Here is a 15,275-nt window from a genome sequence, read left to right on the forward strand (position 1 = left end):
TCGTCAGGAGCTCCCGGCCTTGTATCCGACACCGCGCACCGTGACGATCACGGTCGGGTTGTCGGGATCGGGCTCGACCTTCGAGCGCAACCGCTGCACATGGACGTTCACCAGGCGGGTGTCGGCCGCGTGACGGTAGCCCCAGACCCGCTCGAGCAGCACCTCGCGGGTGAACACCTGCCGTGGGGAACGGGCCAGGCACACGAGCAGGTCGAACTCCAGCGGCGTGAGCGACAGCTCATGCTCGCCGCGGACGACGGTGTGGCCCCGGACGTCGATCTGGAGGTCACCGATGGTGAGCAGCTCCGGCTCGGCCTGCTGGTGCACGCGGGTGCGGGCACGTACCCGCGCGATCAGCTCCTTGGGCTTGAAGGGCTTGACGACGTAGTCGTCGGCACCCGACTCCAGCCCGAGCACGACGTCGACCGTGTCGGTCTTGGCGGTGAGCATCACGATCGGCACGCCGGACTCGGCCCGGATGAGCTTGGCGACGTCGATGCCGTTCATCCCCGGGAGCATCACGTCGAGCAGGACGAGATCAGGCGTGTACGCGCGGAACGCATCGAGCGCCGCCGTCCCCGTGGAGGCGACCGAGGTGTCGAACCCCTCGGCCCTCAGCACGATCGTGAGCATCTCGGCAAGCGCCCGGTCGTCGTCGACGACCAGGATGCGGCCGTTGTAGCGACCGCTGTCCTTAGCAGCCTCGTTGCTGTCCACGCCCGATCTCCTCGCCAGCCTCAGTAGCGGTAGTGGTCGGACTTGAAGGGGCCCTCCACCGGGATGCCGAGATACGCGGCCTGGTCGTCGCTCAACGTCGTGAGCTCGACGCCGAGCGACCCGAGATGAAGCCGCGCGACCTCCTCGTCGAGGTGCTTCGGGAGCGTGTAGACACCGACCGGGTAGTCCTCGTTCTTGGTGACGAGCTCGATCTGCGCGAGCACCTGGTTGGTGAACGAGTTGGACATCACGAACGACGGGTGGCCGGTGGCGTTGCCGAGGTTGAGCAGGCGTCCCTCGCTCAGCACGATCACGGTGTTGCCGTTCGGCAGCGTCCACAGATCGACCTGCGGCTTGACGTTCTTGGTGGTGACGCCGGGCGTCGCGGCGAGACCGGCCATGTCGATCTCGTTGTCGAAGTGACCGATGTTGCCGAGGATGGCCTGGTGCTTCATGCGGCCGATCTGCTCGGCGGTGACGACGTCCTTGTTGCCGGTGGCCGTGACGACGATGTCGGCCTGCTCGATGACCGAGTCGAGGTGCGCGACCTGGTAGCCGTCCATCGCGGCCTGGAGCGCGCAGATCGGGTCGATCTCGGTGATGATGACGCGGGCGCCCTGGCCGCGCAGTGACTCGGCGCATCCCTTGCCGACGTCGCCGTAGCCGCAGACGACCGCGACCTTGCCGCCGATCAGGACGTCCGTCGCACGGTTGATGCCGTCGATGAGCGAGTGGCGGCAGCCGTACTTGTTGTCGAACTTCGACTTGGTGACCGAGTCGTTGACGTTGATCGCCGGGAAGAGCAGCGTGCCCTCCTTGAAGCGCTCATAGAGCCGGAGCACACCGGTGGTGGTCTCCTCGGTGACGCCCTGGACGCTGTTGCCGATCCGGGTCCAGCGCTCCGGGTCGGTCTCGAGGCTGCGCGCGAGGACCCGCAGGACCTCCTTGAGCTCGAGGTTGTCGGTCGTGTCGGGCGACGGCACCTCGCCGGCCTTCTCGTACTCCACACCGAGGTGGAGGAGCATCGTGGCGTCGCCGCCGTCGTCGAGGATCATGTTGGGGGTCTCGCCGTTCGGCCAGACCAGGATCTGCTCGGCGAGGTCCCAGTACTCCGCGAGCGTCTCGCCCTTCCACGCGAAGACCGGCACGCCCTGGGGATCGTCGACGGTGCCGTCACGGCCCACGACGACCGCGGCGGCGGCCTCGTCCTGAGTGGAGAAGATGTTGCAGCTCGCCCAGCGGACCTCCGCTCCGAGGTCGACGAGCGTCTCGATGAGGACAGCAGTCTGCACTGTCATGTGGAGCGAGCCCGCGATTCGCGCACCGGTGAGCGGCTTGCTCGTCCCGTAACGCTCGCGCATGGCCATCAGGCCGGGCATCTCGTGCTCGGCGAGGGTGATCTCCGTACGGCCGCGCTCGGCCAGGGTCAGATCGGCAACCTGGAAGTCCATTGCCCCATCGTAGCCACGAGGCGCACACCACCTGACCAACATGGGCCGGTCGGGCCGGTCTCATGAGGTACGACGTGCCCCGACCCGTGCCTGCACGTCGCCGACCTGCCGGGTGAGGGCGGTGCCCACGAGGAAGCCCAGAGCGATTGCGAACAGGGACATGAACGTGTCGATGAGCACCTGCACCCCCGCCACAGATCCGCTCGCAGCCTCTCCCAGACCGACGAAGCCCAGCGCACCCGGGACGAGGAACCAGAACGAGGCCAGCAGCATCACCATCGACGTCGGCGCCGTCCGGAACGCGGCGGCGAACCGAGTGAACGGGACGACTGCGAGGGCGCCGACGAAGCCTGACAGGGTCGCGCCGAGGCGGCGACTCACACGCCGGCCACCACACCGAACGCGAGCAGCAGAAGCTGGGCGGTGCCATAGATGATGCGCGATGCACCGGCGACCACCTGGTTGCTGGTCAGCTCCACCGCGGCGACCGTCATCGTGAGACCAGGCAGGAACGTGACGAGCGCGGGCGCGATGAGCCGGAGCGGCTCGTCGCCCACGGCGCCGGCGACGAACGTGCACGTGAGCACGGTGACGAGGAACGCCGCAAAGACCGGCAGCGCCGTCTGCAGCGTAGGCATGGCACGGGCGAGCATCCGGAGCAGGCCGACCGCGAGGCCGAGCAGGGCGTACGAACCGAGCGCCGCCGCCGTCGGGTTGAGGGAGAGCCCGAAGCCGACGCACAGCACGACATACCCGGCCAGTCTCGTGAGCTGTCCGAAGCGCGGTGGCGAGGCTCGCACCGCCTCGATGCGCGCCACACCTCGGCCGGAACGAGGTGACCGGCCATCCCTTCCGTGACGAGGTGCTCAATGGCCCGAGCCTGGTCGAGACGCGCCTCCGCGGACGGGACGGGCTCGAGCTCGGTCCGGTGACCGGAGCCGTCCGTGTCGGTGCTGTCGATCTCGATGAACGCGATCGTTGGGAGCACGACCGCACGGAGGGTGTCGATGCCGTACGCGCGCGCGATGACGTGAAGGCTCTCTTCGACGAGGTTGGCCGGCTGCCCGACCTCGAGCTGCGCGACCGCGAACGCGCGCAGCATCGTCAGGACCTCGGCCTCCGAGGGCGCCGTGTCCGGGGCGGGCACCTCCTCCGGCTGCTTGAGCACGCGCCGGGCGAGGGCTTCGACGCCGGAGCGCCACCACCGACCGACCCGGCTCATCGTCCCAGGCCGATCCCGACGTAGGCCGCGACGTACTGGCCGGTGAGGGTCAGCCCCGCGTAGCGCGCGAGCGGGCCGCCCTCGAGCGCGGCCACGCGGTCGTGGCGTACGCCGGAGCGTTCGGCGGCGGCGACCAGCTCGCCGTTCTCGACGCGCACCCTGGCAGCGTCGACGCCGTCGTCGAGCACCACCAGGTAAGGCTGCACGTCAGCGGGCGGGTCTTCGTACGGGTCGGCGAAGACGTCACGCGGCGTGCTCGACTCCAGCAGCGCGGCGAGGTCGGACGACTCGGCTGCGAGCGCGGGGCGACCGGCGGCTCGGCGCAGGCCTTCGGCCCACCGCCGCGCCGAGCGCGCGGCGAGCACGGTCCCGCCCCACAGCAGCGGCGTCGCGTCCGCGAGCGCGGTGGCGACCTGCTTGGCACGGTTGCTGCCGAGGTCGCGGAACGGCGAGCACGCGACCGCCACGTCGTCGAGGGTGCGGGCGACCTCGTCAGCGTCGACCGGCGGTGCGAGCCCGAGTGCCTCGAGCGCCTCGAGCGCGACCACCGTCGTCGCCAGCACGTCGCCCGTCGACGTGGGCAGCAGCGTCGTCCAGCGGGACGCGCCGAGCTCGGCGAGCGGGGATCCCGCGGAGGCGACGAGGATCAACGGGCAGCCGCGGCGCACCGCGTCGGTCACCGCGAGCTGGGCCGCGGCACCGTCGGGCGCGCCGGTCACGACCACGAGGTCGAGGCTGCCGGTCCAGCCGGGAAGCCCGGGCCCTGGCCAGGCGACGAACGGCACGGGACAGACAGGTTCGAGCACGGCGCGCAGCAGGCGTGCTCCAGGACCGGCGGCGACCACTGCGCGCGGGCGCTCATCCCTGCCAGCACCGCTCAGCGCCGCGATCGCCTCACCCGCGGCGTGCGCGTCGACCCGGACGCGCGCCCCCGACCCCGCCAGCTCGCGCATCCCCGCGTCGGCGCGCGCCAGAGCCTGGTCGTCGTCGAGCCTGCCGTCGTCGAACACCGCGCCCCCCAGCGTCCCGCCCGGCGCTCAGTCTGCCAGGCTGCGGGCCTCGTCGACGAGCATCACGGGGATGTCGTCACGGACGGGGTACGCGAGGCGGCACAGGTTGCACACCAGCTCGGCGCGGTCGACGTCCACGGCGAGCGTGGCGCGGCACTGGGGACACACGAGGATGTCGAGCAGCGTCGGGTCGAGGTTCATGAGGACTCCTCCTGGTGGACGAGAGCGAGGACGGCGTCACGCACCGACTCCATGGTGGCCTGGTCGTCGGCCTCGACGTTGAGCCGCAATAGCGGCTCGGTCTGCGAGCTGCGCAGGTTGAACCACCAGGAGTCGGCGGTGACGGTGAGCCCGTCGAGCCGGTCCTGGTCGTATGCCTCGTACGCGGCCGCGACACGCTCGGTCACGACCGCTGCGTCGGCGACGCGGCTGTTGAGCTCGCCGGAGGCGGGATAGCGCTCGTACTGGGCGACCAGCTCGGACAGCGCAGTCCCCGCCTCGTTCATCGCGGCCATGACGTGCAGAGCGGCAAGCATGCCCGAGTCAGCGAGCGAGAAGTCGCGGAAGTAGTAGTGGCCGGAGTGCTCACCACCGAAGACCGCGTCGGTGCGCGCCATCTCGGCCTTGATCAGCGAGTGGCCGACCGGCGTACGGACCGGGGTGCCGCCGTTCTCGAGGACCACCTCGCGCACCGCACGCGACGTGATCACGTTGTGCAGGACAGTGGCGCCGGGGTGGACGGCGAGCTCGCGTGCGGCGATCATCGCGGTCACCGCCGACGGCGAGACCGGGTCACCGTGCTCGTCGATGACGAAGCACCGGTCAGCGTCGCCGTCGAAGGCGAGGCCGAGGTCGGCGCCTTGGTCACGGACGGCGCGCTGGAGGTCGACGAGATTGGCGGGGTCGAGCGGGTTGGCCGGGTGGTTCGGGAAGGTGCCGTCGAGCTCCATGTACATGCCGTGCAGCTCGACGTCGAGGTGGGCGAACACGGCCGGGACGATGAGGCCGCCCATCCCGTTTGCGGCATCGACGACGACCTTCAGCGGACGGGGCCCGGGCGGCACCACGACAAGCTCGGTGACCCGTAGCGCGTACGCGGTGAGCGCGTCACGCGCGATGACCGAGCCCTTGGCGAGGACCGGCTCGACGCCCTTGACAGCACGGTCGGCGATCGCGGCGAGTCCAGTGTCGCGCCCGATCGGCCGGGCGCCGGCACGGCACAGCTTGAGGCCGTTGTCGCCGCTCGGGTTGTGGCTGGCGGTGACCATGATGCCGGGCAGCTCCCACGCCCCGGAGGCGAAGTAGAGCATGTCGGTGGACGCGAGGCCGATGACCACGACGTCAGCGCCGGTGCTCGTCACGCCGTCGGCCAGCGCGTCGGCGAGCTCGGGCGAGGTCACCCGCATGTCGTGGCCGATCACGACCGAGCCCGCGGCTCCGTCGTCGCCGGGAGCCGCGCCGGTCTCGTGCGCGAACGCCGCACCGAGGGCACGGGCGACGTCGGCGTCGAGGAGGTCGGGGGCGGCGCCACGCACGTCGTACGCCTTGACGAGCTGCGAGAGCCGTTCAGCCAGCAAAGTCTTCTCCATCGATCAGTCCTGGGGTCCGAGAACGCGAAGGTGTCCCCCGCGACGACCCGACGGGGGCCGGTCCGACGACGGTGGTGGCACGTGGGCGGCCTCGCGCACCGCGTCGGCGAGGGCCTCCAGGTCGTCGGCCGAAGGTGCCTGTGTCGCCGTCGCGTCGAACTGCAGGCGCAGCACCTCCCACCCCTTGGGGGCGGAGAGCCGCTCGGCGTGCGCCGCGCACAGGTCGTAGCTGTGCGGCTCGGCATAGACCGCGAGCGGCCCGAGCACGGCGGTCTGGTCGGCATAGACGTAGGTCAGCGTCGCGACGGCGGGGCGCAGGCACGCGGGGCGGGTGCATCGACGCAGGGGGCTCACCCCGCCGAGATTAGCGTGCCCCACCCCCGGACTGGGACGCGGCGCACCGCCATGCAGGCGGACCCCTCGGCTTGCGCAGCACTCCGTACGCGAGGTAGGACGTTCGCATGGCGCGCCGGAGCAGTCCCAGGGTGGTCCCGCTCGACGAGCCGCGTGGAGGCAGACGGCGCGACCGCCGTGGGCGTGGGTTCCGCGGGCCGGTCGCTCTGCCGGGGCCGCTGACGCCGTCGGGCATCCCTGTCGGGTGGGATCGCCGCGCCCAGTTCGACACCGCGGTCCTCGGCGCGGTCGCGCGCCTGCGTCCCCGTCATGCAGCCGCGTTGGAGCTGCTCGACGTCGCCGTGGAGGACGTACCGGTGCTGCCGCGCCGATGGCGCGACGAGGTGCCGCTCGGCACGGTCGTCCCCGATCGTGAGCGGCCGCGGGTCGTCCTGTTCCGACAGCCCGTCCAGCACCGCGTGGAGTCGCGGGCCGACCTCGACGACCTAGTCCTCTCGGTCCTCGTCGACCAGCTCGCGACCTTGTGGCGGTGCGACCCCGACGACCTCGACCCCCGGATGTGACTGCGCCCCGTGAGCCTCTGAGCGCGTGAGCCGCGAGGCGGCTCAGGGGGCGCCGGGGCGGACGACCGGCGCCGCCTCGCGGACGGGTGCCGCGCTCAACGGCACGGAGGCGAGGCCGCGCCCGCTGTAGACCGCCGCGGCGCGGACCGGCGCCTCGGAGGCGACCGTGAGGTACGAGACCTGTGCGGCCGCGACACCGACGCCGCCGGACCCGAAGGGGTTGAGCGCCGTCGTCGTCCCGGCCGGGGCCTCGAGCTGCGCGCTGCCGACCTCGGCACCTGTCTCGTCGTGGGCGGTCACGGCGAGCGAGGCTGCCGCGTCGCCGTCGGGCGACACGAGGAGCCCGGCGCCACCGGCACGCAACGCCGACCCGATGCCGACGGGCATCACCGCGGTGCCCTCCCACGGCGCGGTCGCGACGGCGTACGCGTGGTCGGCACCGATCGTCGTGCGCACCGACGCGGTCACGGCGATGTCGGAGGTGAGACGGACCGAGTACGCCCGCGCGCTGACGTTCGCGGGAAGCGTCACGCTCGTCAGCGCCTGCGGGGCGACGTCGATGCTCTCCAGACCTGTCGGGGTGAAGACGCCGTCGTTCGTCGCGACCGACAGCGCGACCGTCGCGGTGCGGTCGGACGGGTTGGCGACGAGCAGCGTGCGCGCACCCCGGTGGGCGGGGACGCCGGCCACCGTCGTCGTGGTCGAGGGCAGCGCCGAAGGCGGCATGAGCTCGCTGCCTGCTGCTGCGGTCCCGACCGACGAGGCGTCGGTCGCGGCGACGGCGACGGCGCCGCGCCGGACGACGACCCGCACGGCCATCTCCGACTCCCCTGCGGCGACGTCCTCGAGGCGGACGACACGCGAGGTCTGCGGCTCGACGACGATGCCCGTGGCGCCGACCCCGTCGACGTCTCCGGCCGTGCCGTACATCGAGAGGTCGACCACGCCAGGGTTGCTGGAGGTGTTGGTGAGCACCAGAGCCGTGCGATGCTGCGCGGTGCTGCCGGCGCCCACGAACCAGCGCTCGGGCGCGGGGCGCGGGCACGCCCCCACGGCGGTGCCCCCACCATCTGACGCTTGGGCGACGGAGGCGCTGAACGCGACCGTTCCGGGCGCCTGGGCCCCGGTCGCCTCAACCAGCACCGCACGTGCGCGCCGCCCGGTCAAGGCCGTCGCCCATGTGCCTCGCGGGGCGCCGGCGAGCGCGGCGACCGGGTTGGCACCCGGAAGTCGGACGGCCTCGCGCGCTCCCCCGTCGGAGGAGTCTCCCGGCAGGCTGGTCACGGCGACGGTCGTGGCCGAGGCCGCACCCCGCTGGACGAAGGACGGGCAGCCGTACGCGACCGTGCTGACCTCCTGGGCCGACGGACCGCTGCCGGTCGTCTGCTGAGACGCCGTCCGCAGCTCGCCGACACCGAGCAGCAGCCCAGCGATCACCACGGCACCGATCACCAGGCGGCCCGAATGAGCTCCGAGCGCGAGCGCAGCCGACGTCGTCTCGACGACCTGATCCTTGACGCGCCGACCACCGGCCTGACGTCGTGACTTCTTCTTCGGACTCATCGCACCTCCCTCGCTCGTCCCGGTGCGGCCACGACGACGGCCACGAGCAGCAGCGCCAGCTGGCCGCGCGCCACCCACGGACGCACCGCCGACGACGGCGGCTCGTGCGGCTCGCCGGCGACGGTGAAGGTCCAGACCCGCGACCCTTCGGGACTGCCAGAGGGCTCCAGGCCGGGCGCGGCCTCGAGCGCGTCGACAAGATCAGGGTTAGCGGGGGCGGGCAGGTAGATCGACTGGATCCCGTACGAGCCGAGCCGCTCGAGCACACCCGTCGAGGGGTTGGACAGCAGCAGGCGGACGTCCACGTCCAGGGACCGCAGGTCCTCGGGCGACGGCATGACTGCCTCGTCGCCGAGGCGCGTGCCGTCGCCGGACACGACGCGCTGGGTCACGCCTTCCTCGCGCGTGCCGGTGAGGACGAGCGTGGACCTGCCGTCCTCGGCCCGCGCCGCGAGGTAGGCAGGGATCTCGTCGGGCGTGCCACGCTCGAGCGGGTCGCCGTCGCCGCGGACCGCCCACCACGTGAGGGCGACAGCAGGGCCGACCAGGGCGAGGACCACGAGCACGGCGAACGCGCGCCGTCGCACGGGACGGTCGGCGAGGCGTCCGTGGAGGCCGTCGGCGGCGCTCCCTGCCGCTGCGGCGAGGGCAGCGATCCACAAGGTGGCCGGCACTCCCACCCAGACCGGGCCGCCCGAGATGCCGTCGGTGAAGGTCGCGCCGGCGCCGAAGCTCGCCCACCCGAGCACCCAGAGCCCGGTCGCCCACGCGACGAGGACGGCAGACCGGGTCTCCCTGCGCAGCAGGGCCAACACACCGAGCAGCAGAAGACCCGCGGTGGCGTACGTGGCGATGCCCGGACCGCCCGCGTGCCCGAGGGCGAGCTGCCAGGTCGGCGGGTCGAGGTCGCCGACATCGGCGTTGGCGCGCCCCGCCTCCCACCACCAGGCACCGGGGTCGAGCGCGCGCCGCCACATCCAGGAGCCCAGCAGCAGCCAGGGGAGGAGCAGCGCGGTCGCGATGCTCGGCCAGCCGCGGCGGCGCAGCAAGATGGCGCCGGCGACGAGCAGCGGTCCCGCCGCGAGCAGGTACGTGACCGGGGCGAACGCCGTCGCGAGCGTGAGCCACAGCCCAAGACGCAGACCGTCCGTGACCCGCGGCCGCGTCATCAGCAGGTAGGCGGAGTTCACGATCGCCGGGGCCGCCGCGAGGGCGACGACCGTCCCGATCCGTCCCTGGACCAGGGCGCCGGACGTCGCGACCAGCAGGCCGTACGTGGCTCCCCACCACAGCCGGACCCCCGGGGAGGCGAACAGGCGGCGGCCGAGACGGTGGGCGGTGAGCGCGGCGAGCAGGGCGCCGGCGAGGACCACGATGCTGACGGCCAGGTCCGCATTGCCGCCCAGGAGGGTGGCCAGGAGGGCCAGCGGGACGACGTAGCCGGGTGCGGGCACGTCGCTGCCGATGCTGACATCGTGCGAGCCGGCGGTGAAGAACGACCACCACGCTCCCGCCCCGTCGGGGGCGGGCAAGAGCGCCCCGCCCATCAGGAAGCCCGAGCCGATGACGCTGCGCGAGGCGACGAACGCGACGAGCGTGAGGACGAGCATCGTCGTCAGCCACGGGTGCCGTGACAGGTACGAGCCGGTGGTCGGGAGTTCCTCGTCGTCGTCCTCCGGGCGCAGCTCGACCGCGGCGCGCCGGCCGGTCATCTCTGGCGCAGGACCGACGAGGGTGTTGACGAGCTCACCGAGGGCGTCGAGGCCGTGCCGGTACGGGATCAGGGGCGAGGGCAGCAGACGCTCACGGACGCTGCGCGCGTCGACGCGGGCAGCGGCGGCACGACGCCGTCGCGCCGCCAGCATCGCGAATGGCCTGCGGTAGACCGCCAGGACACCGAAGATCTCATCGGCGGCCTCGCGCGGGGCCTTGGCGAGCAGCAGCACGAGGGCGCGCAGGAGGGTGCCGAGGAACAGGCGTACGGACTGCCAGAAGAAACCGGGCCGGCTCGCGTTGGCGAGCAGCGTGTACGTCGCGGCGCGGCGCATCTCGCGGCGTGGCCTCGGCGCCAGCGACCCCGGACGCAGCCCGGTGGCAGCGGCCTCGACGTGGAAGAAGACCGACGACGGGGCGACGCGCACACGGTAGCCGCGGCGTGCGGCGCGCCACCCGAGGTCGATGTCGTCGAAGAACAGCGGGAGCCGGGGGTCGAAGCCGCCGAGGTCCTCGAGGACGCGTCGGCGTACGAGCATCCCGGCGGTGCTCACGGCGAGGACGTCGCGCGGGCGGTCGTGCTGGCCCTGGTCGGGCTCGCCGCGCTCCAGACCTGTCTCGCGCGCACCCGTCCCGCTGATCGTGACCCCGACCTCGAGGAGGCGCTTGAGGGACGGCCACTCGCGGAGCTTGGGCCCCGCGATGCCGATGTCCTCCGACTGCGTCGCCTGGTCGAGCAGGTGCGCGAGCGCGTCAGGACCGGGCGCCGAGTCGTCGTGCAGCAGCCAGACCCAATCGGTTGGCGCCGACCCCTCCAGCGCCACACGGACCGCATCGCCGAAGCCGGTGCCCGGCGGCGCCGTACGGATCGATGCAGGGTGCAGGTAGCGCGCCAGGATCTCGCGTGTCTGGTCGGTCGACGACACGTCGACCGCCACGACTGCCTGCGGGAGGTGGGCGAGCGACGCGAGCGCATCGAGCACCTGTGGGAGCCACCCTGCACCGTTGCGGCACACGATGACGGCCGTGACGCTGGGTGGGGCGGCGAGCCAGTTCCGGGAGGGGACAAGGCCCTCGTCGACGCCTTCGATCATAGGTGCTGGAGTCTAGCCATCCGCCTGGTGCACGGACGTCCCGGCACCACCGCGCGGCGCCCGATCGCCGCCGTGCGAGGGCCGGGCGCCACGCTGCGGCGCCCGCCGCGTCAGATCGCGCGCTTCTTGAGCTTGCGACGCTCCCGCTCGGACAGCCCGCCCCAGATCCCGAAGCGCTCGTCGTTCTCGAGCGCGTACTCGAGGCACTCGCCACGCACGTCGCACGTCAGGCAGACCCGTTTTGCCTCTCGCGTCGAGCCGCCCTTCTCTGGGAAGAACGCCTCCGGATCCGTCTGCGCGCACAGTGCGCGGTCCTGCCAGCCCATCTCCTCGGCGTCTGCGTGGAAGAGATCTTCCATCAGTCTCGCCTCCTGCCCCTCGTGATCCCCGTGGTCAGCGCCGCCCTTGACCGGACGCGGGCCCCGACCCCTCGAGGACCCACTGCCGGTGACGACATCGCCCCCGACTTGCATCCGGCCGTCCAAGAAAAGGACGACACTAATGAAATTACAAGCCTGTCAATACCGATCCGTCAAGCCGAAGAGTGCTAATGCGAAGGCCCGCACCACTGTGGTACGGGCCAACGCGTGCAGATCGGGGTTGCTCAGGCGCCGTTCCCCGGCGACCACCACGAGCTCGGGCCGGGCTGGCCGTCGTCGCGTCCGTCGCCCTGCTCGGCATCGCTCGCCGACTCGGACCCGGGGTCCGTGCTCGTGGCGTCGGCGGCATCGGCGTTGTCGAACGTGGCGTCACCCAGACGGGACCCGCCCCACGAGACATCGCCCCCGCCCCACGGCTGCTGCTCGCTCGCCGGCTCAGGCTGGTAGGTGGGCTGCTCAGGCTGGTAGGTGGGCTGCTCGGCCTGCGGCGCCCACGAGGAGCCGTACTCGGTCGGCGCCTGCCACGAAGGCTGCTCGGTCGCCTCCTGCGCCCACGCCTGCGGCTGTGCGGGCTCGGAAGAACCCCACTGCGCGTCACGCGCCCACGTGGACTCCTGGCCACCCCAGCCCGACTGCGCGGGCTGTGCCGGCTGCTCGGCGGCGGGTGCGACCCAGGAGGACTGCTCCTGCGGCTGCCACGCCGACGGGGCCGCGGCCTCGGCGGGGGGGCTCCACACCGCGGTGGACTGCTCAGCGGGCTCCACCTCGGGAGCGGCCTCCACCTGCGGCGCGGGCGCCTCGTGCTGCGCGGGCTGCTGTGCGGGCGTGCTCGGAGCGGGCGAGCCCCAGGCCGACCCTGCGGCCTCGGCTCCCACAGCGCCTGCCGCCGCGGCACCCGCGGCGCCGGCGGCGTACCCGCCGTACTGCTGCCAGCCCTGCTGCGGCGCGGCCGGCTGCGCACTCTGCTGCGGCCCCTGCGGCGCCTGCTGCTGCCAGCCACCCTGCTGCGGCGCCTGACCGCCCCACTGCTGGGCCGGCGCTGCGGGCCAGCCGCCCTGCTGCTGCCCCTGCTGCGGCTGACCACCCCACTGGCCACCCTGGCCGCCCTGGGCGGGTGACCACTGCGGCTGACGGACGGGCGCCGGCAGCTCCCGGAGGACGACGACCGTGTAGAAGAGCGCGACTCCGACGAACCCGAGCGCCGCGAGCATGTCGAGCACGTAGGACGCCTTGGCCGGCAGGAGATCCTCGCCGAGGACCTTGATCAGGCCCCACAGCGTCAGGACGGCCGCGACACCGAGGACACCGAGGCCCACGAAGGTGATGAGGCGTGCGTGGGGGCTCAGGTCGTCCTTGCGCGTCGCGAGCGCCACGGCGGCCACGACCGCCACCACACCCACGCTCAGGCGTGTCTCGAACGGTCCGTCGTCGATCAGCGCGATGAGCGCCGCGAGCAGCGAAACGGCGACGACGCCGAGCAGCGAGTACGACAGGATGTCGCGGTACTTGCGTAGTGAGTCGGTCACGGATCCCCATCTCCTGGTTCGGGCGCAGAGCCATGCCCTGTCCCAGTGGACGGGCCTACCCTACGCAGTCCCCGGCTCATCGGTCTCCCCCGGGCGTGCGGGTTCTTCGTCCCCGGAGGGGAGAATGGCTGCATGAGGATCACGGTTCTGTCCGGAGGCATCGGCGGCGCGACCTTCGTCGGCGGACTGCTCGACGAGGTGGGCGACGACGCCGACGTGACCGTCGTCGGCAACACCGCCGACGACATCTGGTTGTTCGGGCTCAAGGTGTGCCCTGACCTCGACACGCTGATGTACACCCTCGGCGGCGGGATCGACACCGAGCGCCGGTGGGGCCGCGCCGACGAGACGTGGAGCGTCAAGGAGGAGCTCGCCGCGTACGGCGCACAGCCGACGTGGTTCGGCCTGGGCGACCGCGACGTGGCCACCCACCTGGTCCGGACCCAGATGCTCGAGGCGGGCTACTCCCTCAGCGACGTCACCCGCGCGCTGTGCGTGCGGTGGGAGCCGGGGGTCACGCTGCTGCCGATGACCGACGACCGCGTCGAGACCCACGTCGTGGTCGAGGAAGGCGGACAGCGCAGCGCGATCCACTTCCAGGAGTACTGGGTGCGTCTGCGCGCCTCGGTCCCCGCGCACGGCGTCGTGATGATCGGGATCGACGACACCAAGCCCGCGCCCGGCGTCGTCGAGGCGATCGCCGACGCCGACGTCGTCCTCGTGCCTCCCTCGAACCCGGTCGTCTCGGTCGGCCCGATCCTCGCGGTTCCGGGGATCGCCGACGCGCTGCGGTCGACGTCTGCCCCGGTCGTCGGGGTGTCGCCGATCATCGGCCCCGGTGCCGTACGAGGCATGGCGGACCAGCTCCTGACCGGTCTCGGCGTCGAGGTCAGCGCCAGTGCCGTCGCCGCCCGGTACGGCGCCCGCTCACGCGGCGGCGTGCTCGACGGCTGGCTCGTCGACACCTCCGACGCGTCACAGCTCGCGGCGGTCGCCGACGCCGGCATCGAGGGGCGCGCCGTCCCTCTCTACATGTCCGACGCCGCCACGACCCGTACGCTCGCCGCCGACGCGCTCAGGCTCGCCCAGGAGATCGGGTCGCGCCCGTGAGCCTGACCCTGTGGCCGGTCACCGGCGTCGGCGAGGTCGGGCCCGGCGACGACCTCGTCAGCCTCCTTCTCGAGCGACTCGACGAGCCGCTGCGGGACGGCGACGTCGTGGTGGTCACCAGCAAGATCGTGAGCAAGGCGCTCGGGCTCTCGACGGCCGCCGACCGCGATTGCGTCATCGACGCCGAGACCGTACGGGTCGTCGCGCGCCGCGGTGCGACCCGCATCGTCCGCAACCGTGCGGGCCTCACGATGGCCGCTGCCGGCGTCGACGCCAGCAACACCGCACCCGGCACCGCGCTCTGGCTTCCTCACGACCCGGACGCGGCCGCGCGCGACCTGCGGGTGCGGCTGCGCCGCCGCGCCGGCGTCGAGATCGCCGTCGTGCTCTCCGACACGGCCGGACGTGCGTGGCGCCGCGGGCAGACCGACATCGCCATCGGGAGCGCCGGCCTCAAGGTCGTCAACTCGCTGTCGGGGACGCAAGACACCTTCGGCAACGCCCTCCACGTCACCGAGCCGGCCGTCGCCGACGAGATCGCGGGTGCCGCCGAGCTCGTGGCCGGCAAGACGAGCCAAGCACCGTTCGTCGTCGTACGGGGGCTCCCCCGGCACTGGGTCGGCGATCACTGGGCCCACCCGCAGTCAGGCGCCGCCACGCTCCTGCGCCCCGACGACGAGGACCTCTTCGGGCTCGGCGCACGGGACGCGGTCGAGGTGGCCGTCGGGACCGGGAGGCCTGTCGGGTTCCCCGCACCCGAGCCAGACGCGTACGACCGGGTCCTCGCGCTCGCCGCGCCCGCGGAGGCTCTTGTCGAGGTGACCGCGACCGACCCCGCGACGTTCGTGGTCGCGGTCAAGGACGACTCCGACGAGGCGCTCGTGGAGGCCGGTCGCGTCTCCGAGCGGCTGCGCGTGGCTGCGCGTGCCCACGGGGTGGACGTCGCGATCGAGGTGCGACCCTCAGGTGCCCGCGGCCGTTAG

The 15,275-nt window shown here is 72.6% G+C and carries 16 protein-coding genes; 4 read left to right on the top strand and 12 right to left on the bottom strand.

The window, feature by feature from the left end:
- Positions 1-3: 3 nt before the first annotated feature.
- From mtrA to HCT63_RS12460, 4 genes are read right to left on the bottom strand one after another with little or no spacing between them, the layout of a single operon-like run.
- Positions 4-717 (bottom strand): MtrAB system response regulator MtrA, encoded by a 714-nt coding sequence (mtrA, locus tag HCT63_RS12445; RefSeq protein WP_255490665.1) that lies wholly within the window; start codon positions 715-717, stop codon positions 4-6.
- A gap of 20 nt (positions 718-737) precedes the next feature.
- Positions 738-2,168, bottom strand: coding sequence for an adenosylhomocysteinase (ahcY, locus tag HCT63_RS12450; RefSeq protein WP_167005161.1), 1,431 nt, complete (start codon positions 2,166-2,168; stop codon positions 738-740).
- 60 nt (positions 2,169-2,228) lie between these two features.
- Entirely contained in the window at positions 2,229-2,549 is a 321-nt protein-coding gene (locus HCT63_RS12455) for a hypothetical protein (protein ID WP_167005164.1), read from the bottom strand.
- Positions 2,546-2,986, bottom strand: a complete 441-nt coding sequence (locus tag HCT63_RS12460; RefSeq protein ID WP_167005167.1) for a threonine/serine exporter family protein — start codon at positions 2,984-2,986, stop codon at positions 2,546-2,548. The genes HCT63_RS12455 and HCT63_RS12460 overlap by 4 nt, the downstream gene beginning before the upstream one ends.
- 17 nt (positions 2,987-3,003) lie before the next feature.
- Between HCT63_RS12460 and HCT63_RS20480 the strand changes: the two genes are divergently transcribed.
- The gene (locus HCT63_RS20480) at positions 3,004-3,414 is read left to right on the top strand and encodes a hypothetical protein (RefSeq protein WP_243843017.1); all 411 of its coding nucleotides are present in this window, start codon (positions 3,004-3,006) and stop codon (positions 3,412-3,414) included.
- Here HCT63_RS20480 and HCT63_RS12470 read toward each other — a convergent pair.
- Genes HCT63_RS12470 through HCT63_RS12485 form a run of 4 tightly spaced genes read right to left on the bottom strand, consistent with a single transcriptional unit; the run spans position 3,387 to position 6,343 of the window.
- Positions 3,387-4,400: an SIS domain-containing protein gene (locus HCT63_RS12470; protein WP_243843018.1), complete on the bottom strand. Its 1,014-nt coding sequence runs from the start codon at positions 4,398-4,400 to the stop codon at positions 3,387-3,389. The genes HCT63_RS20480 and HCT63_RS12470 overlap by 28 nt on opposite strands.
- Before the next feature lie 27 nt (positions 4,401-4,427).
- Positions 4,428-4,601 (bottom strand): Trm112 family protein, encoded by a 174-nt coding sequence (locus tag HCT63_RS12475; protein WP_167005170.1) that lies wholly within the window; start codon positions 4,599-4,601, stop codon positions 4,428-4,430.
- Positions 4,598-5,989: a phosphomannomutase/phosphoglucomutase gene (locus tag HCT63_RS12480; RefSeq protein ID WP_208322430.1), complete on the bottom strand. Its 1,392-nt coding sequence runs from the start codon at positions 5,987-5,989 to the stop codon at positions 4,598-4,600. The genes HCT63_RS12475 and HCT63_RS12480 overlap by 4 nt, the downstream gene beginning before the upstream one ends.
- 3 nt (positions 5,990-5,992) lie before the next feature.
- Complete coding sequence (locus tag HCT63_RS12485) at positions 5,993-6,343, bottom strand: DUF3499 domain-containing protein (protein WP_167005173.1); 351 nt, start codon at positions 6,341-6,343, stop codon at positions 5,993-5,995.
- 107 nt (positions 6,344-6,450) lie between these two features.
- Here HCT63_RS12485 and HCT63_RS12490 point away from each other — a divergent pair, with 107 nt between their 5' ends.
- Complete coding sequence (locus HCT63_RS12490) at positions 6,451-6,906, top strand: metallopeptidase family protein (RefSeq protein WP_167005176.1); 456 nt, start codon at positions 6,451-6,453, stop codon at positions 6,904-6,906.
- 42 nt (positions 6,907-6,948) lie between these two features.
- Here HCT63_RS12490 and HCT63_RS12495 read toward each other — a convergent pair whose 3' ends face one another.
- The 4 genes from HCT63_RS12495 to HCT63_RS12510 form a co-directional block, all read right to left on the bottom strand.
- On the bottom strand, positions 6,949-8,469 hold the full coding sequence (locus HCT63_RS12495; protein WP_167005178.1) for a DUF5719 family protein: 1,521 nt from the start codon (positions 8,467-8,469) through the stop codon (positions 6,949-6,951).
- Positions 8,466-11,276, bottom strand: coding sequence for a glycosyltransferase family 2 protein (locus tag HCT63_RS12500; protein ID WP_167005181.1), 2,811 nt, complete (start codon positions 11,274-11,276; stop codon positions 8,466-8,468). The genes HCT63_RS12495 and HCT63_RS12500 overlap by 4 nt, the downstream gene beginning before the upstream one ends.
- Positions 11,277-11,386: 110 nt before the next feature.
- Complete coding sequence (locus tag HCT63_RS12505) at positions 11,387-11,635, bottom strand: WhiB family transcriptional regulator (protein WP_167005184.1); 249 nt, start codon at positions 11,633-11,635, stop codon at positions 11,387-11,389.
- A gap of 245 nt (positions 11,636-11,880) precedes the next feature.
- Positions 11,881-13,182, bottom strand: a complete 1,302-nt coding sequence (locus tag HCT63_RS12510) for a hypothetical protein (protein ID WP_167005187.1) — start codon at positions 13,180-13,182, stop codon at positions 11,881-11,883.
- Between the two features lie 132 nt (positions 13,183-13,314).
- Here HCT63_RS12510 and cofD point away from each other — a divergent pair, with 132 nt between their 5' ends.
- On the top strand, positions 13,315-14,292 hold the full coding sequence (gene cofD / locus HCT63_RS12515; RefSeq protein WP_167005190.1) for a 2-phospho-L-lactate transferase: 978 nt from the start codon (positions 13,315-13,317) through the stop codon (positions 14,290-14,292).
- The gene (gene cofE, locus HCT63_RS12520; protein WP_167005193.1) at positions 14,289-15,275 is read left to right on the top strand and encodes a coenzyme F420-0:L-glutamate ligase; all 987 of its coding nucleotides are present in this window, start codon (positions 14,289-14,291) and stop codon (positions 15,273-15,275) included. The genes cofD and cofE overlap by 4 nt, the downstream gene beginning before the upstream one ends.

This window comes from Mumia sp. ZJ430, from assembly GCF_011751845.1.
Taxonomy (GTDB): Bacteria; Actinomycetota; Actinomycetes; order Propionibacteriales; family Nocardioidaceae; genus Mumia.